Here is a 20,686-nt window from a genome sequence, read left to right as displayed (position 1 = left end):
AGGCTCTACGCCGCCGCCACAACGCGGGGCATTTCCAGGTACAACTGCCACCCGCAGACCCGTTGCGCATTCAGCGCATCCGACGAGACCGCCCATGCTCTCCCTCCGCCCACCCTCTGGACTCCTTACCGCGCTCCTCGCAGCACTGGGGGTGCTCGCCGCAACGACCGCCGCCGCCGCGCAGGTGCCCGTGGCGAATGCCAGCTTCGAGACGGCGGCAGGCTCCGGAGCTCCCACCGGCTGGTCCGTATCCGGCCAGGGCCAGGTGAGCGCCACCTCCACCGTGCATGCCGAGGGCAACCGCAGCCTCTCCATCCAGAGCCCTCCCGGAGGCGCGGAGACCACCGTCCAATCCGAGCCCCTCAAGCTCCAAGTGGGCCGCCTCTACCGCCTGAGCGCCTGGGTCCGCACCCGCGGCGTCCAGGCGGACCCGACGGCGCGCTACCCCACCGCCGTGGGCGCATGTCTCTCCATGAAGAGCTTCCCCTTCACCAACTGTTCGCCCGCCTCCGCCTCCGAGCAGGGCGGCCGCGTCTCGGTGATGTTCTTCGCCTCCCAGAGCACCGATCAGGTCCAGGTGCACCTCGGCCGCAACGGCAAGGCCACCGGCTCGGCCTGGTTCGACGACGTGCGCCTCGAGGAGGTGGATGACATCACCGCCTACACCCCGCTGGAGTCCGTGCGCTGGGCCGACAAGGGCTTCCGCTACGACGAGGGCGGGTGGATCTACGTCCACATCGAGGGCGAGCCCTACGAGCGCGGCCGCCAGTTCGGCGAGCTCGTCTCCCAGGAGATCGTCCGCTACATGGAGAAGCTGGGCATCCAGAAGGACAAGGCGGATGCCGCCAAGGGCTGGGCGCAGGTGCGGCTGCTGACAGACTCGCTCTTCCTGCGCAAGTACGACCCCGAGTACCTCGAGGAGATGCGCGGCATCGCCGACGGTGCCAACAAGGGCGGCGCGAAGTTCAAGGAGCGCGACCTGGATCTGCTGGACATCGTCTCGCTCAACTCCGCGGTGGACCTGAGCTCGCTGGAGTCCGCCAACACCGTGACGGCCACCCCGCTGTCGGGCCGCACCTTCCTCAAGGCCGAGGAGGAGGCCGAGCTGGCCGGCAAGGGAGACCACTGCTCCTCCTTCGTCGCCACCAAGTCCGCCACCCCGGATGGCCGCTTCATCATGGGCCAGCTCTTCATGTGGAACGGCTACACCGGCGTGCACTGGGACGTGGTGCTGGACGTGCAGCCCACCCACGGCCACCGCTTCGTCATGCAGACCTTCCCGGGCGGCATCCACAGCGGCGCGGACTGGTTCATCAATGACGCGGGCATCGTCATCGGCGAGACGACGGTGGGCCAGACGCCCTTCAACTCCAACGGCACGCCCCAGAGCAACCGCATCCGCAAGGCCGCGCAGTACGCCTCGTCCATCGACGACGTGGCCCGCCTCCTCAAGGACAAGAACAACGGGCTCTACACCAACGACTGGACCCTGGCGGACGCCAAGACGGACGAGGGCGCCTGCTTCCTGCTCGGCACCAACAAGACGCGGCTGTGGCGCACGGGCAGCAAGACGGCCGCCGCCGACACCCCGGGCAACCTCAAGGACTTCATCTGGGCCAACAACAACAACCGGGACATCGAGGTCCGCAAGGAGTCCGTGCCCAACCCCAACAACGCCCCGGTGGATCTGGCCTTCAACACCTGGAACCGGGACATCGCCTTCTGGAAGTTCTACGAGCAGTACGGCAAGGGCGGCGTCACCCTGGACAGCGCCACCCGCATGATGGCCAGCAGCCCCATCACCCGCCCCCACGCGTGCGATGGCAAGGTCACCACCAGCGAGATGACCGAGAAGCTCATGTTCCTGGCCCACTACGGCAAGCCGACCCTGCGCGAGAACATGGTGGGCTCGCGCTTCATCCCGGATCTCCCAGGCGCCACGCCTCGCCTGTCCCTGGGCTACACCACCTTCAGCCCGCTCGTCGTCTCCGACAAGCTGAAGGCGGCCCATGCCTCCGCGAAGCCCGAGGCCGAGGCCCAGACTCCGAAGCGGGACTTCGCCCACATCAAGGACGCCGTGAGCTTCGACGAGAAGCTGCTGTGGGCCAACACCGTGTACCCCACCTCGGATGGGGACAACTGGCTGGTGAGCGGCAGCGCGGCCTACTGGAACCTCCTCAAGGAGCTGCCCGAGGGCGCCGACAAGGCCGACAAGGCCTTCGAGCAGCAGCGCGACGCGCTGGCCGAGATCAACTCCCGCTACCTCACCATCACCGGCCGGGAGGGAGACCTGGCCGCCGTGGCCGCACGCACCTCCTACAACCGCTATGGCACCTACCTGGTGCCGCGCATCAAGGGCACCTTCGCGCTGCACCAGCTCCGGCTGCTGCTGGGCAACAAGGTCTTCTCCCAGGTCATGACGAAGGCCCACGAGCGCTTCGCCAACCGCAACATCACCACCGCCGACTTCATCAAGACGGCCTCCGAAGTGTCCGGCAAGGATCTGCGCGCCTTCATCACCCAGTGGGTGGAGCGCAGCGGGCTGCCCCAACCCCGCATCCAGTCCGGCTTCACCAAGGCCAAGGACGGCTATGACGTGAAGCTCAAGGTGGAGCAGCCCGGCAGCCCGTACCACTTCATTACCTCCGTGGAGGTGTGGACGGAGAAGGCCCGCCTCCTCGAGCGCGTGGAGGTGAAGGGCTCCAGTGACACCTTCACCTTCCACACCTCGGACAAGCCGGTGCGGCTGGTGTTCAACCCCGCCGCGGATGTCCCCGTGCGCCGCGAGCGCTACTTCACCCTGTCCCAGATGCTGGAGGAGTGGGACCGGCTGCTCTTCGTCTATGGCTCCTCCCGCCAGGTGGAGTCCGAGCGGACCCTGGCCATGAACTACCGCGACGTGGTGGCGGATGTGTCCATGGATGTGCTCCCGCCCCTCAAGCCCGACGCCGAAGTCACGGACCAGGAGCTGGCCGAGAAGGACCTCATCGTCTTCGGCGGCGCCGAGGACAACACGCTCGTGGCCCGCCTGGCCGCGGAGAAGAAGCTCCCCGTGGAGATCGGCCGGCGCTTCTTCCGCTGGCAGGGGAAGACCTATGGCCGCTCGGATGATGGCCTGGCCCTGGCCGTGCCCAACCCCTGGAACCCCCAGCGCGTGCTCTACCTCTACCTGGCCAACAGCGCCGTCGAGCTGTGGCACATGACGCACAGCTTCCAGCGCGGCATGCAGAGCTGGGCCCTCTACCGGGGTGGCGAGGTGAGCACCAAGGGCTTCCACGATCTCGACGCGCTGTCCCAGGATCTCAAGGAGGCCCCGCCCCCTGTGGTCAACCAGCCCGCACTCTGAACGCGTGGCGACGACTCCGCCCGGCACCCTGCCAAGGGGAGTGCTAGATCCTCCAGCGAGGAAGCCGGAGGGGGGACTCCATGACGGCCGATGAATCCAAGGCCCGAAGACACGACGTCACGAGCGGAACGGCTCGGCTCGAAGCAGTCAGCAGGGATCTGGCCGACCGCTCCCGGGACCTGCTCGACCGGGGCAAGCATGACGAGGCGCTGGCGCTCTGCGACGAGCTGATCCGGCGCTTTGGTGGCTCCAGCGCGCTGCCCGTGCGCATCCAGGTCACCCGGGCGCTCCTGGGCAAGGCCTTCGCCCTGGCCGAGCTGTACCGGTTCGACGAGGCCCTGCCCCTGCTCGATCAGATCGCCCAGCAGCCCGACGCCATGCGCGAGGCGGAGCTCCGCGTGCTGGCGGCAAAGGCGCTGGTGACCAAGGCCGATGCGCTGGGACAGCAGGATCGCTTCGACGAAGTCCTCGCCGTCTGTGACGAGGTGACCCGGCGGTTCGATGGCGCGGCCGAGGAGTCCCTCCGGGCGCCGGTGATCGTGGCCATCTTCTACAAGGCCCGCACGCTGGCGCTCCAGAAGCGGCATGAGGAGGCTCGCCGCTCCTACAAGGAGGTGATCCAACGGGCCTCGGGCTCGGAGAATCCGCTGCTGCGTCAGCCCCTGGCCTGGTCGCTCCTGGGCAAGGCCTCCATCCTGTGGATGGAGCAGCGCCCCACCGAGGCCCTGCCCCTCTTCGCCGAGCTGGTCCACCGCTTCGGTGACGCCCAGGAAGAGGAACTGCGCGGAGTGGCCGCCGCGGCGCTCCGGGGCAGGACCGAGCTCCAACAGCAGCTCGATCACGCCGACGAGAAGCTGCGCGAGCTGGACGCCTTCATCCAGCAGCCGGAAGGCCATCCCGAGCGGGAGCAACGGGTGCGAGCGGCCCAGGCGCTCCTGGACAAGGCCCGGCTCCAGCGGACGCTGGGCCGCCGTGAGGAGGCGCTGGCCACCTTCGACGAGCTGCTCCGGCGCCACGCCGAAGCGCCCGAGCGGGAGCAGCGCCTGCAAGCCGCCCTGGCGCTGCTGGACAAAGGGTTCCTGCTGGAGAACCTGAAGGCGCCCGAGCCCGCCCTGGCCGTGCGTGACGAGCTGGTCCAGCGCTTTGGCCTCGCCAGCGAGCCGGAGCTGCGGCAGCAGGTGGCCCAGAGCCTCCTGCACAAGTCCGAGTTCCTGGGGAGGCTGAACCGCCCTGACGAGGAGATGGCCGTCCTGGACGAGCTCCTCCGATGGTATGGCTCAGACAGCAGCAGCAGCGTGAGGGCCGAGGTCATCCACGCGCTGATCCGCAAGGGAGACCTCCTGGCTGGACGACAGCGCTTTCAGGCAGCCCTGGCGGCCTATGAGGCGGCGGAGAGCCGCGCCTCCCAACTGGAGGAGTGGCGAGGAGATGGGCCCGCCTACGAGGCCCTCACCCATGCGGGCCTCGCGCTGATCCACGAGGCGAAGCGGCGCTGGTGGGAGGAACGGGAGCAGGCCCTGGCGCTCCTGGAGAAGGCCCGGGCGAAGCTCGTCTCCGCGCTGGTGCGCATCCCCGGCGGCTCGGCGCTCTGGGGCGCGGGGTACATCGCCTTCCTCCTGGGAAAGCCCGAGGAGGCGCGCTCGCTCGTGGCCAGGGCCATCCAGCGCGAGGGCGAGGAGTTCCGTCGGCGCTCCCTCCAAGGGCTCGGCACACCTTCACTCCCCGAGGACCGCGAGTTCCGCGCGCTCACGCTGTCACTGTGAACTTCCGGGAAGGGGTGGGATTGCTGCGATTTCCCTGAGAGCCTACGCGGGGGGATGACAGAATCCCGCGCCCCGTCCGCACTCCCGCGGCGGGTATTCTTCCCCCAGGTTCGAACGGAACATGTCTCTTCACCAGCGCATCGCACCCAAATCATCGGAAGTCCAGGCACGCTATGGGAACCAGAAGGTCCCCATCACCACCCTCATCGACGACTACATCCACGAGCGCGTCGACATCCAGGGCGACTTCCGCGAGTTCATCCAGCAGCGTGACGTGGTGGTGGACTACAGCCTGGTGAAGGACCACTTCAAGTTCGTCTTCACCCGCTTCCTGCCCGAGGTGATCATCCACTCGCAGGAGCAGGACATCCGCATCGGCCGCCAGCACTACGATCGCGGCAACGACTTCTTCGGCGCCTTCCTCGGGCCCCGCATGGTGTACACCTCCGGCTTCTTCCGCTCGATCGGGGACACGCTGGAGCAGGCGCAGGATCAGAAGATCCGGCTGGTCTGCGAGAAGATGCAGCTGAAGAAGGGCGAGCGGCTGCTGGACATCGGCTGCGGCTGGGGAACCCTGGTGGCGCACGCCGCCCGGGACTTCGGCGTGGACGCCACCGGCGTCACTGTGGCCGAGAAGGGCGCGGCCTTCGCCAACGAGCAGTGCGCCAAGGAGGGCGTGTCCTCCTCCGCCCGCGCGCTGGTGATGGACTACCGCGACATCCCCAAGGAGCGCTTCAACAAGATCTCCTGCCTGGAGATGGCCGAGCACGTGGGCGTGCGCCGGTTCCAGACCTTCCTGGAGCAGGTGTATGGCCTGCTCGAGGACGACGGCATCTTCTTCCTCCAGATCGCCGGCCTGCGCGCGCGCGCGGGCCTGCTGGGCTTCAACCTGGAGGACCTGGTGTGGGGCCTCTTCATGAACAAGTACATCTTCCCCGGCGCGGACGCCTCCATGCCGCTGAGCTTCGTGGTGGAGAACCTGGAGAAGGCGGGCTTCGAGATCCACTCGGTGGAGAACATCGGCATCCACTACTCGCTCACCATCTCGCGCTGGTACGACAACTGGATGCAGAACCGGGCCGAGGTGGTGAAGACGTACGGCGAGTGGTGGTTCCGGCTGTGGCAGGTGTTCCTCGGCTGGTCGGTGGAGATCGCCGCGCAGGGCAGCTCCACCGCCTTCCAGGTCGTCGCCAACAAGAACCTCAACCGCTTCGATCGCACGCGCTGGATCGGCGCGGTGAACCTGGGCGAGAGGGACCTGCCGCCCGGCACTGAACGTCCCGCCGCGCACAAGGAGTGAACCTCCTGCAGTTCCGCACGGGAAGCCGGGGAAGCGTGAGCTATCTTCCCCGGCCATGACGCAACGACATGTCTTCCCGGTAGCGTTCCTGCTGTGGCTCACCGTGGGGTTCGGAGTCTGCGCGGCAGGCCCGGCCCCAGCTGGACAACCCCCGGACCCCCAGATCACCTTCGATGTGGGGGTCCCGCTGGAGACCACGGCCGACGCGGAGGTGTGGATCTCCGGCAACCACCCCTCGCTGGGCCAGTGGAACGGCAAGGGATTGAAGCTGACGCGCACGCCGGACGGGCGCTACTCGGGGAACATCTCCCTGCCCATGGGGACGGGGATCGAGTTCAAGGTGACGCGCGGCACCTGGGAGACGGTGGAGAAGGACGCCACCGGGCAGGAGATCTCCAACCGCAAGCTGCGGGTGGGCGACAAGGCCACCCAGGAACTCACCCTCACGGTGGCCCGCTGGGCGGATCAAACCAAGACTCCCGCGCAGCACACGCTCACCGGCAATGTCCGCTACCTCCGAGGGATTGCCTCGAAGTACCTGCCGCGCAAGCGCGACATCATCGTCTGGCTGCCTCCCGAATATGACGAGGGCCCCAAGCGCCGCTACCCCGTGCTCTACATGCACGATGGGCAGAACCTCATGGACGCCGCGACTTCCTATACGGGCGCGGAGTGGCGGGTGGACGAGGCGGCCCAGCAGTTGGTGACGGCCGGGGACGTGGAGCCGCTCATCATCGTCGGCGTGTACAACACCGAGGACCGCTTCTCCGAGTACACCCAGGTGAAGGACACCGGCGAGTTCGCCAGCCTCGGCGGAGGCAACGCGGACGCCTATGGGAAGTTCCTCGTCGAGGAGCTCAAGCCGATGATCGACCGCACGTTCCGGACGAAGACGGGCCCTCAGGACACGGGGCTCGCGGGCTCCTCGCTGGGAGGCCTGGTCACGCTGCACCTGGGCATCAAGTACCCCAACATCTTCCGGCGGCTGGGCGTGGTGTCCCCGTCCGTGTTCTGGGGCAACAAGGACATCCTCGCCCGCGTGAAGGCCTTGAAGAAGAAGACGCCGCAGAAGCTCTGGGTGGACATCGGCACCGAGGAGTCCAAGGGCAGCCAGGAGACGGTGGACGACACCCGGCAGCTGCGCGACGCCCTGGTGGCCGAGGGCTGGGTGGAGGGCAAGGATCTCCAGTACGTCGAGATCCCTGGCGCCATCCACACCGAGACGGCGTGGGCGGACCGCATCGACGACATCCTCAAGTACCTCTACCCCGCCACGGCTCGCTGAGCGTCACCGCGAGCGCGGGGCTCAGGCGGGCTCGATGAAGTTCAGCCGGTACCCGTCGGGATCGGTGATGAGGATCTCCCGGGTGTGCCAGGGCTGGAGGGTGGGGCCCTCGGCCTCCACGCCGAGCTTCACCGCCCGTCCCGCTACGGCGGCGACGCCCTCGGGGCCGGTCCGGAAGCCCACCAGCACGCCCAGGCCGCGCTTTCCCGGCAGGGCCGCGCCCGCTCGGGTGACGACCAGGTAGACGTCCGCGCTCTCGGCCCAGCGCAGGTGGATGAAGGGAGGCTCCGACGGCATCCGCTCGAAGCCGAGCCCCTCGTAGAAGCTCGCGGAACGCTCGCCGTCCGACACGAGCAGCTTCACGAACGACGTGATTCCCTGTTCGTTTCCCATGGGCGGTGTCTAGCGAAGAGCGGCAGTGAAGGCCAGACGCGCTTCCTCGTCGGCTCTGCCCTCGCGATCTCCTGTGAAGAAGCCTCCGGGGGCCTGGCCTGCTGGGTAGACTCCGCGCCCGGAGGGGACGATGTCCGCCGAGACCATCATGAAGGAGTTGGCCCAGGCCGCCAGCCCGGAGAAGGCCGCGTTCTTCCCGCGGTTCTTCAAGACGGGCCCGGGGGAATATGCGGAGGGAGATCGGTTCCTCGGGGTGACGGTGCCTCACCAGCGCCGCATTGCCCGGAGCCACCGGGACACGCCGCTGCCGCAGGTGGCGAAGCTGGTGGACAGCCCCATCCATGAGCACCGCCTCACGGGGTTCCTCATCCTCACGGAGCAGTTCCGCAAGGCAGACGAGGAGACTCGGGGGAAGCTCTTCGCCTTCTGCCGCAAGCACGTGACGCAGGTGAACAACTGGGACATCGTGGACACCATGGCGCCGAAGATCTTCGGCGAGCATATGGTCGCCCACCCGGAGCTCCGGGAGATGCTGTACACGTTCGCGAAGGCGCCCTCGATATGGAAGCGGCGCATCGCGATCATCTCCACCCAGACCTTCATCCGGCGCGGAGACTTCGAGGACACCCTGGCGATCGCGGAGCGCCTGCTGCACGATCCGCACGATCTGCTGCACAAGGCCGTGGGCTGGATGCTGCGCGAGGTGGGGGATCGAGACCTTGCCCGCCTGGAGTCGTTCCTCGAGCGCCATGCCGGGGAGATGCCGCGCACCATGCTCCGCTATGCCATCGAGAAGCTGCCTCCTCAGCGCCGCCGGTACTTCATGGAGCGATGAGGGCTGGCGGCCTCGTCTCCGTCCAGCCAACAGGCCTGGGGAGGGGTCGTTGACGCCTGATCCGTCCGAGGCGTAGGGTGAAGATTGGCCCTGCAGCTCGAAGCCCAGGACCTGGTGGGAAGGAGGTCCCCGGCACCTTGCAGGCACCAACTCTGAACGAGCGTCTTCGCGTGCGGGCCCAGCCACATTCACGAGTGGACCTGCGCCGGCGCATGGCGACCGAGGCCTTGGGCTGTGGGCTGCTGGTCGTGGCGCTGGAAGGGGCCCACCACATCGCCGAACACCTGGGCGCCAGTGCCCTGGAGGGGCGCCTGTTCATGTCGCTCGCGGCTGGGAGCGTGCTGGCATGCATGACGCTGGTGCTACGGCCGCTGTCGGGAGCCCACTTCAACCCCGCGCTCACCTTCGCGGATGCGCTGGAGGAAGGGGCACCGTGGCATGAAGTGCCGCTGTACGCGGTCTCGCAGATGCTGGGCGGGCTGGCCGGGAGGCTGCTGGCGCACGTGATGTGCAGCGAGCCTCTGCTCATCGCCGTGCGCGCTCCGGCAGCCGGCACTGCCCAGTTCCTCACGGAGCTCGTGGCGACGTTCGGGCTGCTCGTGGTGGTGTGCGGCTGTGTCCGCTTGCGGCCCTCCTCCACCCCGTTCGCGATCGCGGCCTATGTGGCGGCGACGGTGTGGTTCACTGACTCGCGCTCGTTGGCCAACCCGGCCTTGGTCCTGGCGCGTGCGGCCAGCGCGAGGCCGGACACGATCCGCCCGTTCGAGGTGGAGTCGTTCGTGGCGGCGCAACTGCTGGGCGCGGCACTGGCCGTCTGCCTCTTCCGCTGGTTGTTGGGAAGGAATGTGCGGGCCGAGGCCCCCCGGAAGGTCGTCTTCACCTGTGCGGTGCCAGGCCCGGCCCAGCTGGCCGCTGCCCTCTTCAATAGCCTGGCTCACCCCCAGTTCGCCTTCGCCGAGGCCGCCCATCCGTCCACGGGTGAAGCAGGGGTTCCCGCTCCCGTGGAGGGACTGATCCGCAGGATGGGCCTCACCCCCGCAGTGCTTCGCGTACGGGCCCAGGAGCCCGAGTGGGTCATCCTCCTGGAGTTGCCGGAAGGGCCTCCGCTCCGCCAGCGCTACCAGGAGCGTTGGTTGCTGCCGGCCCGGCCGCTGGAGAGCAGCGAGGATGCTCGCGCGCTGGCGGAGGAGCTGCGGCCGCGCCTCCGGCAGTTGCTCGTCCGGCAGGGGTGGGAGCGGCTCCATGTCGTGGAGAGCCCCTCACGCGAGGGCCCCCACGCCGTCACCTGAGATTCATCGAGAGAGAACTGCCATGGAAGGACTTCCCCCGGTCATCACCTGGCCGCCGCTCCAGACGTTGATGCGCCTCACCCTGGCGCTCGCGGTGGGGCTCTTCGTGGGGCTGGAGCGCGAGTGGCGAGGCAAGGAAGCGGGCCTGCGCACCTTCGGATTCGCCTCGCTGCTGGGGGGGCTGGGCGGGCTGCTCGGGCCGCCGTTCGCACTGCTGAGCATCGCGCTGCTGGGGGTGCTGATCACCTTCCTCAACTGGCAGTCCCTGCGCTCGGAGGGAACCACCGAGCTGACGACGTCCGCGGCCCTGCTCGTCACGGGCTTCACGGGCGTGCTGTGCGGGCTGGGACACACGGTGACGCCTGCGGCGGTGGCGGTGACAGCCGCGGGGCTGCTTACGTGGAAGGAGCGTCTGGCGGCGTTCAGCCATCAGATCACGGCAGAGGAGCTGCGCTCGGCGATCCTGCTGGCCATCCTCGCCTTCGCCATCTACCCGGCACTGCCGGCGCAGCCCGTGGATCCCTGGGGGCTCATCGCGCCGCGGGCGGCGTGGGTGACGGTGATCCTCATCGCGGCGATCGGCTTCGTGAACTACCTGTTGTGGAAGGGGTTCGGGGCGCGCGGAGTGGAGATGACGGGCTTCCTGGGAGGCCTGGTGAACAGTACGGTCACGGTGACGGAGATGGCCAACCGTGTCCGGGAGTCGGCCGGCCGCCTGCTGGACGTGGCCTACCGAGGCGTCATGCTGGCCACGGCGGCGATGGCGCTGCGCAATGCGGTGCTGCTGGGGCTGCTGTCCTTTGGGGCGTTCGTGGATTCGGCATTGCCGCTCGTGCTGATCCTGCTGTCGAGCACGGGGCTGGCCCTGGTGCGAGCCCGAGCGCCGGCCAAGGCCGAGAGTGAAGCACCTACGCTTCCACTCAAGTCGCCCTTCTCGCTGCTCTCAGCACTGAAGTTCGGCCTGATCTTCCTGGCGCTGCAAGCGGTGGGGACGGTGGGACAGAACCTGTTGGGCCGGTTTGGCTTCTACGCGGTCAGCGCCGTGGGAGGGTTGGTCTCGAGTGCCTCGGCCGTGGCGTCCGCTGCGGCGCTGTGCTCGCACGGGACGATCACTCCGGCGGTCGCGGGGATGGGAGCCATCATCGCGTCACTGGCGAGCGCGGGGATCAACTTCGTCCTGGTGGCGCGAGTCTCCGAGCAGCGCTCGCTGACATTGCGACTGGGCCGCTCGCTGGGCGTGGTGGTCATCCTGGGGCTCGTGGGCGCGTTCGTGCAGACCCGGCTGCCGGGGATGCTCCACTGACGGCGGGAGAGTGACGCAGCCGAGTTCAATCCTCGGCCAGTTCCTTCTGCTCCGGCTTCGCGGCCTTAGCAAAGGGGTTGAGCTCGCGGAATGGAGCCACCTCCGCTCGGTGCTCCAGTCGTACTTAATGCCCTGAACGACTGTGATTTTGCGAGTCCCCCTTTCCTGCATGGCGAGAGAATCCCCTCCATCTTCGGCTTGAGGCGGGCGACGCGGAGTAGACTTGCGCCCCCACGATGCCCCTCCTCTTGCTCCTCCTCCTCGTAGTCGGGTGCGCCTCCCCAGGCGGTGCATGGTGGCCTGGATGTTCCATACTTGCGTCCGTATCATCGAGCAATTGGATGACGATGCGAGGGAGGATGGGCTGGTGGTGCTGCTGGCACACCAGAAGCGGGCAGCCCTTCGGCAAGCCGCAAATGAATTCGTCCGAGCCGAGTGCGGGAGTTCTCGCCTCACAGACTCCCAGCAGCAGTTTCTCGACACACTGGTCGCCAGGCTTCACGAGAGCCTTCATCAGGACGAGTAGACGGGAGGGGGAATGCCGAAGCCACCAGACGATTACACCGAGCGCCACGACGAACTGATCCGCAAGATGCTCGACGAGAAGAGGGCGAAACCCTCCCCCGAGAAGTGGCGAGAGTGGTGTGAGCACATGCTGACGACACGCTCACAGACCGTGCTCATCCCCCGGCAGAGAAAGCGCGAAGACCACGAGTAGACGGGGAGAGACCTCACGGAGGATCCGAGGTAGGCGAGCGTTGAGTAATGACGCTGGGGAGCACGCATTTGCCGTCGAACTCATAGGCAGAAGCCCCACAGGGCGGCTTCATGTCGATACGCGTCCAGCATGCGCCGAGAATGAGGTGCTCCGACCGCGGGTCACAGGGTGGTTTCTTCTGGCCAGGCACCGGCGTCCTGGGAAACGGCAACGCCAGAACAGAGGGAGCCCCTCCCGCCTGGGGAATGCCCACTGACGTAGAGAAGACGCGTTCCTCCACCCCCGCATCCGCAAGCCCCACCGTCTCATCAACTCTCGCCGCCGGTTCCTGCACTACCTCTACAATTGAGGGACGCAGTTCCGTCGGTTCCCGCTCCGCCCCACGCAGCAGTTCCATTCCCACCGCGACCACCAGGCCGCCCACCATGGAGGCACCAGCCCACATGAGCCAACTGGGAATCGTCACCTTGGGACGCGGGCCTGGGTTCTTCGCACGCTCCGTAGGAACCATCGACGGAGCAGGCCGGATTGCGACACCGCCCGCACGCCCCAGGCTCTTCGCTGCCTCCTCCAGCGCCTGAGCCAACTCCCCCGCAGTGCCACGAGCCTCCGGCTTCTCCGACAGCATGCGCAGGATGAGCTTCTCCAACTCCGGACACACGCTGGCCAGCTCGCTCGGGGGCACCCGGCGCACCGGCCGCGGCCGCTGCGGATCGTCCTCGCACTCGGGATCCGTTCCCGGAGGAGGATACGTGCCCGTCACCAGCCGGTATGCCGTCACCCCGAGGGCGTACAGGTCATCCTCCGGCCGGTACCGGTAGTACGCCTCGCCGTCGAGCCGGAAGTCGTAGCGGAAGCGCAACAACTGGGGGCTGCGGTAGGGCTCCGTGCCCGGCGGAATCACCGTGTCCGTGACCGGACGGGCCTCGGGGTGGAAGGCCAGGCCGAAATCCACGAGCATGACCCGCCCTTCCCTGTCCATCAGCACGTTGTCCCCCTTCACGTCCCGGTGCAGGCCATGCTGGTGGGTGGCTTCCAGAGCCCGAGCCACCTGCGCCAGCACTTGGAGCGCTTGGCGATTGGTGATGCCGTGCGCCTTGGCCCAGTCATACAGGGGAACTCCCTCCGCCCGCTGCATCACCACATAGGGGTAACGTCGCCCCTGCGAGTCCTGCCACACACCTCGGTCGTGGTAGCGCGGCACGTTCGGATGGCGGATGCGCGAGAGCACCTCCGCCTCACGCTCGAAGCGCGCATCGTCCGCGTAGTAGGCCAGCTTCAGAGCGTACTCCCGGGCCTCGGGCCGGTCCGCCAGCGCCGCCCGGTATACCGAGCCGTAGGTGCCAACACCGAGCGGCTCCAGCACTCGCCACGACCCCAGCAGTTCGCCGTACGCCGGACCATACGGACCTCTCTGAGCAGGGTTCGTCATCTCGCCTCTCCTGATGCGGGCGGACCTGACCCGCTCCCCTACCCTACCGCATGGGTACGACTTGGACCACCCACTCCATCAGGTTCTATCGCACCATGAAGGCCCGAATGGCCAGGGTCCACCCAAGGAGGCAGCCCCTGGTGCCGGTGGCGCTGAACCAACTGGTATGGCAGGCATACCAGTTCGCGAAAACCGCGCCCGGCAGGGGTCCCTCCGTCATGCATCACCGCAGGAGGGAGCTGGCTCCCAAGCTCCGCTCTCACTTCCGCCCGTACTTCCGCATCGCCTCCATCAACCGGTCCTGAGGCAGCGCGAACACGCGAATCCCATCCGCGCCCGTCATCGTGTCTGCGGCGAGCATCGCGTTGAGGATGGCCTCCTGCGTGGCCTGCACCGTGGCCTCGAAGAGCGGCGTCATCCGCTCGTTGTCCAATGTAGAGACAGTGGCCACGGGCCCCGGCGTCGCCGGAAGCGTGACCTGGGTCGAGAAGGCCAGGAAGAGGTCTCCCGAGACGTCCTCGCCCAGCCCGCCCATCTTCCCGATGCCCAGCGGCACGCGCCGGGCGATCCGTCCGAGCTGATGCGGCAGCAGCGGAGCATCCGTCGCCACCACCACGATGATCGAACCCATTCCCTCGGGATACGACGCCCGCGAGGCCCCCTGCTTCGTGCAAGACGGCATGTCCGTGATGAGAGGGCTCGACGGCGCCCAATCTCCCGTCGTGCAAGCCTGGAGGTCCGAGATCTCCTCCCCCACCGGGACGCCCGCCACCGTGAGCAGCCGGCGCTTGCCATAGTTGCACTGCACCAGCACGCCCACCGTGTAGCCCCCTTCCGCCTCCGGAAGCTTCCGCGACGCCGTGCCAATCCCTCCCTTGAAGCCGTTGCAGACCATCCCCGTGCCGCCCCCCACGGCCCCTTCCACCACGGGCCCTCCCATCGCGGTGCTCAGAGCGTTGAACACGTGCTCCTGCTTCACATGGAAGCCGTCGATGTCGTTCAGCACTCCGTCCCACGTCTCCGCCACGACCGGAAGCCCCAGCTCCCACGAACGCCCCCGCTTCACCGCCCAGGCGACCAGCGAGTCCCTCACCAGGCCCACGCTGTTCGTGTTCGTCACCAACACCGGCCCGTAGAGGTAGCCCGACTCGTTCAACCAGTGCGTGCCCGTCATCTCTCCATTGCCATTGAGCGCGTAGGTCCCCGCGAAGACCGGCGCCGTCCCCACCTTCCCGCGTGGCCAGATGGCCGTGACTCCCGTGCGCACCGGCCCCTTGCCCACCACCAGCCGCCCCTGGCCCGAGATCACCGTGCTGTGGCCCACCTCCACGCCCGGCACGTCCGTGATGGCATCCAGCACCCCGGCCTGGCCGCCGAACGGAATCCCCAGCTCCCGAGCCCGAGCCTTCGCCGGCCCAGGCAGGGGCTTGGGAGCAACAGGTGCAGCCTTCCCAGGAGCCACCGGAGCTTCGGCGCCTCCAGGCAACGCCACGAGACCGCACACGACACACAGCAAGAACGCAGGAGCACGAGGACTCATGGCCGCCTCTCCTATCAGCGGTGATAGCGTGCGCGCCACGCATGCTCCCCGAGCCCCTCCGCCGCGCCATCTTCTGGGCCAGTGACTTCGTCTGGGGCCCGTGGATGCTGGTCCTCCTCCTGGGCGCCGGCCTCTTCCTGACCTTCCGCTACCGCTTCGTCCAGATCCGGCTCTTCCCCGATGCCGCTCGCACCCTTGTGCCCGCGCAGCAAGAAGGAGCCCAAGGCGCGCTCTCCCCCTTCCAGGCCTTCATGACCGCGCTGGGGGCCTCCATCGGCACGGGCAACATCGCCGGAGTGGCCACCGCCGTCGTCTCCGGTGGCCCCGGCGCCGTCTTCTGGATCTGGTGCTACGGCTTCTTCGCCACCGTCATCAAGCTCACCGAAGCGGTGCTCGGCATCCGCTACCGCTCCATCCGCGACGGGCACGTTTCCGCCGGGCCCATGCACTACCTCCGAGACGGCCTCCGCTCCCCCGCCCTGGGGTGGCTCTACGCCCTGGTGGCTGGAATCGCGGCCCTCACCACCACCCCCTTCACCCAGCCCAACTCCATGGCCGTGGTCCTGGAGAGCCAGTTCCACATCCCCACCTGGGCCTCGGGGATTGGCATCGCCGTGCTGGCCTGGCTCGTCATCATCGGCGGAGTGCGCTCCATCGGGCGCGTGGCCGAGAAGCTCGCGCCCCTCAAAGTAGGCCTCTATCTGGCCGGCGGCCTGTGGGTCATCCTCTTCCACGCCCAGCACATCCCCGAAGTCTTCGCCCTCATCTTCCGCGAGGCCTTCTCCTTCGAGGCCGCCAAGGGTGGAGGCGCGGGAATCGGGATGATGGTCGCCATGCGCTACGGCATCGCTCGCGGCATCTACGCCAATGAGGCCGGCTATGGCACGGCCGCCGTCGCCTACGGCAGCGCTCGCAGCGAACAGCCGCTCCAGCAGGGGCTCAACGCCGTGATGGAGGTGTTCATCGTCTCCTTCGTCACCTCCTCCATCAGCGCCTTGACGATCCTGGTCAGCGGCGTGTGGCAGTCGGGAAAGACGAGCACGGCCCTGGTGGCCTCGGCCTTCGACACCGCCATCCCCGTGGGCGGCTGGGTGGTGGCCTTCTGCGCTTTCCTCTTCGGCTACACCACCCTCATCGGCTGGGCGTACTACGGCGAGCAGTTCCTCGAGTACATCGTCGGAGTGAAGATCGCCAAACCCTACCGTTGGGTCTACTGCGGCCTCATCTACTTCGGCGCCGTGGGCAAGCCCGAGACGATCTGGGCCTGGGGCGACCTCATGAACGGCCTGCAGGTCTTCCCCAACATGATCGGCATCCTCGGCCTGTCAGGCCTTGTGGTGGAGGCCCTGCGTGCTCGCCAGAAGGCCCGCGCGGGAGAGCCGATAGCCTCTGGCTCTTCCCACTCCGGTCCCCCCTCCTCGTAGATCGAGGCTCAGGCCGCAGCCGAGGTGACGGCAGGCGCCTTTCCCTCGTAGCGCATGGGAATGGGGACGCTCGGCCCCAGCGACAGGTTGCGACGAGCCATCTTCACCGGCCCGGTGTGCGTCAGCGTGAAGCGGTAGTTCGCCAGGAGGGTGCCCACCAATACCTTGATCTCGTACAGCGCGAACGCCATGCCGATGCAGCGCCGGTACCCTCCGCCGAAGGGAAGGTACTCGTACGGCGAGAACTTGTGTTCCAGGAAGCGCTCCGGCCGGAAGCGCTCCGGCTCGGGGAACACCTTCGGGTTGTAGTGCGCCAGGGTGATGGAGGCCGCCAGCCGCGTCCCGATGGGCAGCTCGTGGCCCAGCAGCTTGAAGGGCGCCACCGTCCTGCGAGACGTCATCGCGAACACCGGGCAGATCCGCAGCGTCTCGTCGATCACCGCCGACAGGTAGGGCAGCTTCACCAGCGCGTCCGGCTCGGGAGAGGGCCCCAGCGTGGCCAGTTCCTGCTCCAGCCGCTGCTTCACCTCCGGCTGGCGGTGGATCCAGTACATCGCCCACGCCATGCTGATCGCCGACGTCTCATGGCCCGCCACGAGCATCGTGCGCAGTTCGTCCCTCAGCTCCTCATCGGACATCGGGTGCCCCTCCTCGTCCCGGACCGCGAGCAGCAGCGAGAGGATGTCCTCTCCTCCCGTGTTGCTCGCACGCCGGCGCTCGACCTGCTCCAGCAGCAACTGCTCGAACGCGGCATACTTCTGCTTGTACTGGGTCCAGGGCTTGAACCAGGGCTGCCGGGAGACCTTCAGCATCGCGATGATGGGGCCATACGCGTTGACGAAGTCCACGGTGACCCGGGCAAAGTGCCTCACGCGCTCCGGCTCCTCGACGCCAAAGACGGCGCGGATGATGACCTCCAGCGCGGTCTCCTGGGCCAGGTGCAGCGCCTTGAAGTCCTCTCCCGGCCGCATCCGCTCCATGGCCTCCACGGCGATGCGCTGCATCAGCCTTCCGTAGGCCCGCATCCGCTCCCCGTGGAACGGAGGCATGAGCAGCTTCCGCTCCCGCTGGTGACGCGCCCCCGCCACCAGCAGCAGCGAGTTGGAACCCACCACGGGCTCCAGCGGCGTGTGGGCATTGGGCTCGAAGAGGCTGCCGTCCGCGGTGAAGAACTCCTTGATGGCCTCCGAAGTGCCCATGACCACCAGCCGGCCCAGCGGCAGCGTGGCGATGAACGGATCGCCATACCGCTCGGCGCACTGCCGGACCATCTCCAGGGGATCCACGACGAAGTGCAGCAGGGGCAACACGGGCATCCGAGGGCCCCGAAACAGCTCAGCCATGAGACAACCTCCACGTCCGGGGCCTGAGCATACGCGGCCTCGCACCAGCGCTGGCAGGCGGGCCGGCGCACGAATGTTTCCCGTCATACCGGGCTCGAGCCGCGCTCCTCGGAGACGGCTCCCGGAGTCAGACCGGGAGCCGATCCCTTTGTACGCTCGAACTCAGCCCGCTCGGCGGCGCACCGTTCGGCGCATCGCATCCAGCCAGCGGCCATGGACTCGCGCCGCCCGAGCCCGCGCCATGATGCGCGCTCCTGGAGCGAAGCCCTCCTCCTCCACCCCGAGGCCGAGATCCGTCGCCACCTCCTCCGCCGCCATCGCGCCAGTCAGGGCCGCGCCTTCCATGAAGCCCTGGGCATCCAGACTGGTGTGCTCACCACAGAAATGCAGGTTGCCCACCCGTTCGATCTCCGCGCCCGCGATCGTCGTGAACTGGCCCACTTTATAGGAGGAGTAGCTGCCCAGGGTCAGCGGGTAGCTCGGCCAGTGCATGCGCGCCACACGACCGTTCGCCGTGGCCTTCACGCCGGGTAGGACCGTATCGAACTGATCGAGGAAAAGAGCGGCCTGCTGCTCAGGCGTGCCCTCTCCCAGGGCCAGCCCCTTCTGGCCTCCGACGAACTGGGTGATGATCCCCGAAGTGCCAGGCTGCAAACGGCTGGTCTCCCACGTCTGCTCGTAGCCCACGTCCGAGTAGGTGCTCCCGTCCGAGAGGTAGGGCTCCCCGCGCCACGGCCGCGAGGAGAAGCCCACCATCAGCTTCGCGTTGGTGCCATACCCCAGCTCCTGGATGGCCTTGCGCTTCACCTCCGGCAGCGACGCGGGCAGCTCGAGCTTCCGCAGCAACGTGAACGGAAGGGCCAGCACCACGTGATCCGCCTTCACCTCTTTGGAACCGCCCGGAGTCTCGAAGGTCAACTGGTAGCGCTGGTCGGACAGCTCCTCCAGCGCCACCAGCCGGTGCCCCAACTGGATCTGTCCCGGCGCCAGCCGCTCGGCCAGCCGCTGCGTGAAGAGATCATTTCCGTCCTTCGCGTGGAAGAGCTCGTCGGACTCTCCAAAGAGCTCCAGCCGCGTCGTGTCCGTGGAGATGAAGGTCAACAGGTTGAGGCAGTTGCACTCGTTCGCGTCGAGCCCGAACTCGCCCACGTAGGCCAGCTCGATGAGCCGGCGTACCGGATCCTCGGACGGGATGCCCTCGCTGTCGAACCACGCCGCCAGCGAGAGCTGGTCCAGCGCCTGCGCGCCGTTGGGCGTCCGGTAGGTGACGTACTCCTCGGGATCCTCCAGCGCCGTGAGCGCCACGTCGATGCGCTCCGCGATGGGAGCGAAGCCCTCGAGGATCTCGTCGTCGGAGAGCCTGCGTCCATCGAAGAAGGCCGCCAACCGCGCCACGCTCGGGTCATCGTTGCTGTAGTCCAGCAGATCGATCTCCAGCTCCTCGGCCAGATCGTGCATCGTCTGGTGACCGGTATCGATGAGCTCGCCGCCGAGTTCGCAGTGCTGTCCGTCGGGGAAGATGCTGCGCTCGGTGAACATCCGTCCCCCGAGCCGGGAGGAGGCCTCGTAGACGCGAGCACCGACGCCGATCCGGTTCAACCGGTACGCACAATGCAACCCGGCCATGCCGCCGCCGATGATGGCCACACTCTTGTGATTGTCGTCACCACAGGCCGAGAGCATCGCCGCGCCCGCGGTCCCGGCAGTGAGCTTCAGCAGCGTACGCCGGTCGAACCTCGCGCGCTCGCGCTGCTGGGCGGCATACTCGGTCACGGGAATCCCCGCGGCAGCAGCCTTTCGTGCGGTGCGCAGCGCGCGGACGACGACGTTCATCAAATGGGTTCGAGCCATTCGCTTCCTCTTGGGTGGGGGGAGACGGCAGACTGGCCACCTCGGGGTTGGCGGCATCCGGTTCGGAAGGCCACGAGCCTCGGGGGCCGGGGTGGCATTCTTGCCCAAGCCGGGAAGAGACGTAACCAGGATGCGGGTTCATCCGTAGAGAGTGGTGGAGGACGCACCTCATGAAGCCAGCCTCGAGCATCGAAGCCCCTACCACCCGGCTCCTGCCGGTGGATGCGATGGCACCCACACGCGTGGAGACGGCCACCTTCTCCCTGGGTTGATTCTGGGGCCCTGACGCCCGGTTCGGGCGTCTTCCTGGAGTCATCCGTACCCGCGTGGGCTACACCGGCGGAAGCCAGCCGGACCCGACCTACCGCCAGCTCGGGGACCACACGGAGTCCATCCAGATCGACTACGATCCGGCACGAATCTCCTACGAGACGCTGCTGGGCCACTTCTGGAAGGAGACCGATCCCACCGAGCGTCCCTACGGCCGGCAGTACATGTCCGCGGTGTTCTACGCGGGGGAGGCACAGAAGCGGCTGGCGCTCGAGACGGGGCAGCGGGCGATGGCGGGCCGGAGCGGACCGATCCTCACGCCCCTGCTCCCGCTGGCCACCTTCTACCGGGCCGAGGACTACCACCAGAAGTACTACCTGCGCAGGAACGCAGAGGTGATGCGCCTGTTCAGCGCGTACAGCGAGCGGCAGTTCGAGGACTCCACCGTGGCGATGTGGCTCAACGCCTGCGTGGATGGACAACTGAAGCTGGCGGGCCTGGAGACCGAGTTCGAGCGGCTCGGGCTCCCGGAAACGGACCGCCAGCAGATGCGCCAACTGGTGCAGACGGCCCTGGCGTACCGCCGCCGCTGAG

The 20,686-nt window shown here is 67.7% G+C and carries 14 protein-coding genes and 1 pseudogene; 10 read left to right on the top strand and 5 right to left on the bottom strand.

What is annotated here, in order from left to right; all coding sequences use genetic code 11:
• Positions 1-94 precede the first annotated feature (94 nt).
• From KY501_RS26860 to KY501_RS26845, 4 genes are all read left to right on the top strand, one after another.
• On the top strand, positions 95-3,346 hold the full coding sequence (locus KY501_RS26860) for a C45 family autoproteolytic acyltransferase/hydrolase (protein WP_224366303.1): 3,252 nt from the start codon (positions 95-97) through the stop codon (positions 3,344-3,346).
• Positions 3,347-3,426: 80 nt separating this feature from the next.
• Positions 3,427-5,109, top strand: a complete 1,683-nt coding sequence (locus KY501_RS26855) for a tetratricopeptide repeat protein (RefSeq protein ID WP_224366302.1) — start codon at positions 3,427-3,429, stop codon at positions 5,107-5,109.
• 121 nt (positions 5,110-5,230) lie between these two features.
• Complete coding sequence (locus KY501_RS26850) at positions 5,231-6,409, top strand: SAM-dependent methyltransferase (RefSeq protein ID WP_224366301.1); 1,179 nt, start codon at positions 5,231-5,233, stop codon at positions 6,407-6,409.
• 55 nt (positions 6,410-6,464) lie between these two features.
• Positions 6,465-7,694, top strand: coding sequence for an alpha/beta hydrolase-fold protein (locus KY501_RS26845; RefSeq protein ID WP_224366300.1), 1,230 nt, complete (start codon positions 6,465-6,467; stop codon positions 7,692-7,694).
• Positions 7,695-7,715: 21 nt separating this feature from the next.
• Here KY501_RS26845 and KY501_RS26840 read toward each other — a convergent pair whose 3' ends face one another.
• On the bottom strand, positions 7,716-8,087 hold the full coding sequence (locus KY501_RS26840) for a VOC family protein (RefSeq protein WP_224366299.1): 372 nt from the start codon (positions 8,085-8,087) through the stop codon (positions 7,716-7,718).
• Between the two features lie 130 nt (positions 8,088-8,217).
• Here KY501_RS26840 and KY501_RS26835 point away from each other — a divergent pair, with 130 nt between their 5' ends.
• From KY501_RS26835 to KY501_RS26820, 4 genes are all read left to right on the top strand, one after another.
• A complete protein-coding gene (locus KY501_RS26835) occupies positions 8,218-8,922 on the top strand; it encodes a DNA alkylation repair protein (RefSeq protein WP_224366298.1) in 705 nt (234 codons plus the stop codon).
• 170 nt (positions 8,923-9,092) lie between these two features.
• A complete protein-coding gene (locus KY501_RS26830) occupies positions 9,093-10,211 on the top strand; it encodes an aquaporin (protein WP_224366422.1) in 1,119 nt (372 codons plus the stop codon).
• A 22-nt stretch (positions 10,212-10,233) separates the two neighbouring features.
• Positions 10,234-11,514: an MgtC/SapB family protein gene (locus KY501_RS26825; protein ID WP_224366297.1), complete on the top strand. Its 1,281-nt coding sequence runs from the start codon at positions 10,234-10,236 to the stop codon at positions 11,512-11,514.
• 538 nt (positions 11,515-12,052) lie between these two features.
• Positions 12,053-12,232, top strand: a complete 180-nt coding sequence (locus KY501_RS26820; RefSeq protein ID WP_224366296.1) for a hypothetical protein — start codon at positions 12,053-12,055, stop codon at positions 12,230-12,232.
• Between the two features lie 13 nt (positions 12,233-12,245).
• On the opposite strand, the gene KY501_RS26815 is transcribed toward KY501_RS26820, so the two are convergent.
• Both KY501_RS26815 and KY501_RS26810 read right to left on the bottom strand, forming a co-directional pair.
• Positions 12,246-13,664, bottom strand: coding sequence for a serine/threonine protein kinase (locus tag KY501_RS26815; protein ID WP_224366295.1), 1,419 nt, complete (start codon positions 13,662-13,664; stop codon positions 12,246-12,248).
• Positions 13,665-13,923: 259 nt separating this feature from the next.
• Positions 13,924-15,204 (bottom strand): DmpA family aminopeptidase, encoded by a 1,281-nt coding sequence (locus KY501_RS26810; protein ID WP_224366294.1) that lies wholly within the window; start codon positions 15,202-15,204, stop codon positions 13,924-13,926.
• A gap of 41 nt (positions 15,205-15,245) precedes the next feature.
• On the opposite strand from KY501_RS26810, the gene KY501_RS26805 reads away from it, so the two are divergent.
• Complete coding sequence (locus KY501_RS26805; RefSeq protein WP_224366293.1) at positions 15,246-16,628, top strand: alanine/glycine:cation symporter family protein; 1,383 nt, start codon at positions 15,246-15,248, stop codon at positions 16,626-16,628.
• A gap of 8 nt (positions 16,629-16,636) precedes the next feature.
• Here the strand turns inward: KY501_RS26805 and KY501_RS26800 are convergent, their stop codons facing one another.
• Together KY501_RS26800 and KY501_RS26795 are read right to left on the bottom strand one after the other, a co-directional pair.
• Positions 16,637-17,971, bottom strand: coding sequence for a cytochrome P450 (locus KY501_RS26800; RefSeq protein WP_224366292.1), 1,335 nt, complete (start codon positions 17,969-17,971; stop codon positions 16,637-16,639).
• Positions 17,972-18,133: 162 nt separating this feature from the next.
• Positions 18,134-19,822 carry a flavin monoamine oxidase family protein gene (locus KY501_RS26795; RefSeq protein WP_224366291.1) on the bottom strand — a complete coding sequence of 563 codons (1,689 nt, stop codon included), beginning with the start codon at positions 19,820-19,822 and terminating at the stop codon, positions 18,134-18,136.
• A gap of 284 nt (positions 19,823-20,106) precedes the next feature.
• Here KY501_RS26795 and KY501_RS26790 point away from each other — a divergent pair.
• A pseudogene (locus KY501_RS26790) lies at positions 20,107-20,685 on the top strand (peptide-methionine (S)-S-oxide reductase MsrA); the annotation flags it as partial.
• Between the last annotated feature and the right edge of the window lies 1 nt (position 20,686).

The sequence above is a fragment of the Hyalangium versicolor genome (assembly GCF_020103695.1).
GTDB classification, from domain to species: Bacteria; Myxococcota; Myxococcia; order Myxococcales; family Myxococcaceae; genus Hyalangium; species Hyalangium versicolor.
The sequence above is the reverse complement of the archived record's forward strand: the minus strand, read 5'-3'. Positions and strand labels throughout refer to the sequence as shown.

Bases quoted from the DNA above. Each gene is read 5' to 3' on its own strand.
- KY501_RS26860 (WP_224366303.1), top strand. From the start codon at position 95: ATGCTCTCCCTCCGCCCACCCTCTGGACTCCTTACCGCGCTCCTCGCA.
- KY501_RS26855 (WP_224366302.1), top strand. From the start codon at position 3,427: ATGACGGCCGATGAATCCAAGGCCCGAAGACACGACGTCACGAGCGGA.
- KY501_RS26850 (WP_224366301.1), top strand. From the start codon at position 5,231: ATGTCTCTTCACCAGCGCATCGCACCCAAATCATCGGAAGTCCAGGCA.
- KY501_RS26845 (WP_224366300.1), top strand. From the start codon at position 6,465: ATGACGCAACGACATGTCTTCCCGGTAGCGTTCCTGCTGTGGCTCACC.
- KY501_RS26840 (WP_224366299.1), bottom strand. From the start codon at position 8,087: ATGGGAAACGAACAGGGAATCACGTCGTTCGTGAAGCTGCTCGTGTCG.
- KY501_RS26835 (WP_224366298.1), top strand. From the start codon at position 8,218: ATGTCCGCCGAGACCATCATGAAGGAGTTGGCCCAGGCCGCCAGCCCG.
- KY501_RS26825 (WP_224366297.1), top strand. From the start codon at position 10,234: ATGGAAGGACTTCCCCCGGTCATCACCTGGCCGCCGCTCCAGACGTTG.
- KY501_RS26820 (WP_224366296.1), top strand. From the start codon at position 12,053: ATGCCGAAGCCACCAGACGATTACACCGAGCGCCACGACGAACTGATC.
- KY501_RS26815 (WP_224366295.1), bottom strand. From the start codon at position 13,664: ATGACGAACCCTGCTCAGAGAGGTCCGTATGGTCCGGCGTACGGCGAA.
- KY501_RS26810 (WP_224366294.1), bottom strand. From the start codon at position 15,204: ATGAGTCCTCGTGCTCCTGCGTTCTTGCTGTGTGTCGTGTGCGGTCTC.
- KY501_RS26805 (WP_224366293.1), top strand. From the start codon at position 15,246: ATGCTCCCCGAGCCCCTCCGCCGCGCCATCTTCTGGGCCAGTGACTTC.
- KY501_RS26800 (WP_224366292.1), bottom strand. From the start codon at position 17,971: ATGGCTGAGCTGTTTCGGGGCCCTCGGATGCCCGTGTTGCCCCTGCTG.
- KY501_RS26795 (WP_224366291.1), bottom strand. From the start codon at position 19,822: ATGGCTCGAACCCATTTGATGAACGTCGTCGTCCGCGCGCTGCGCACC.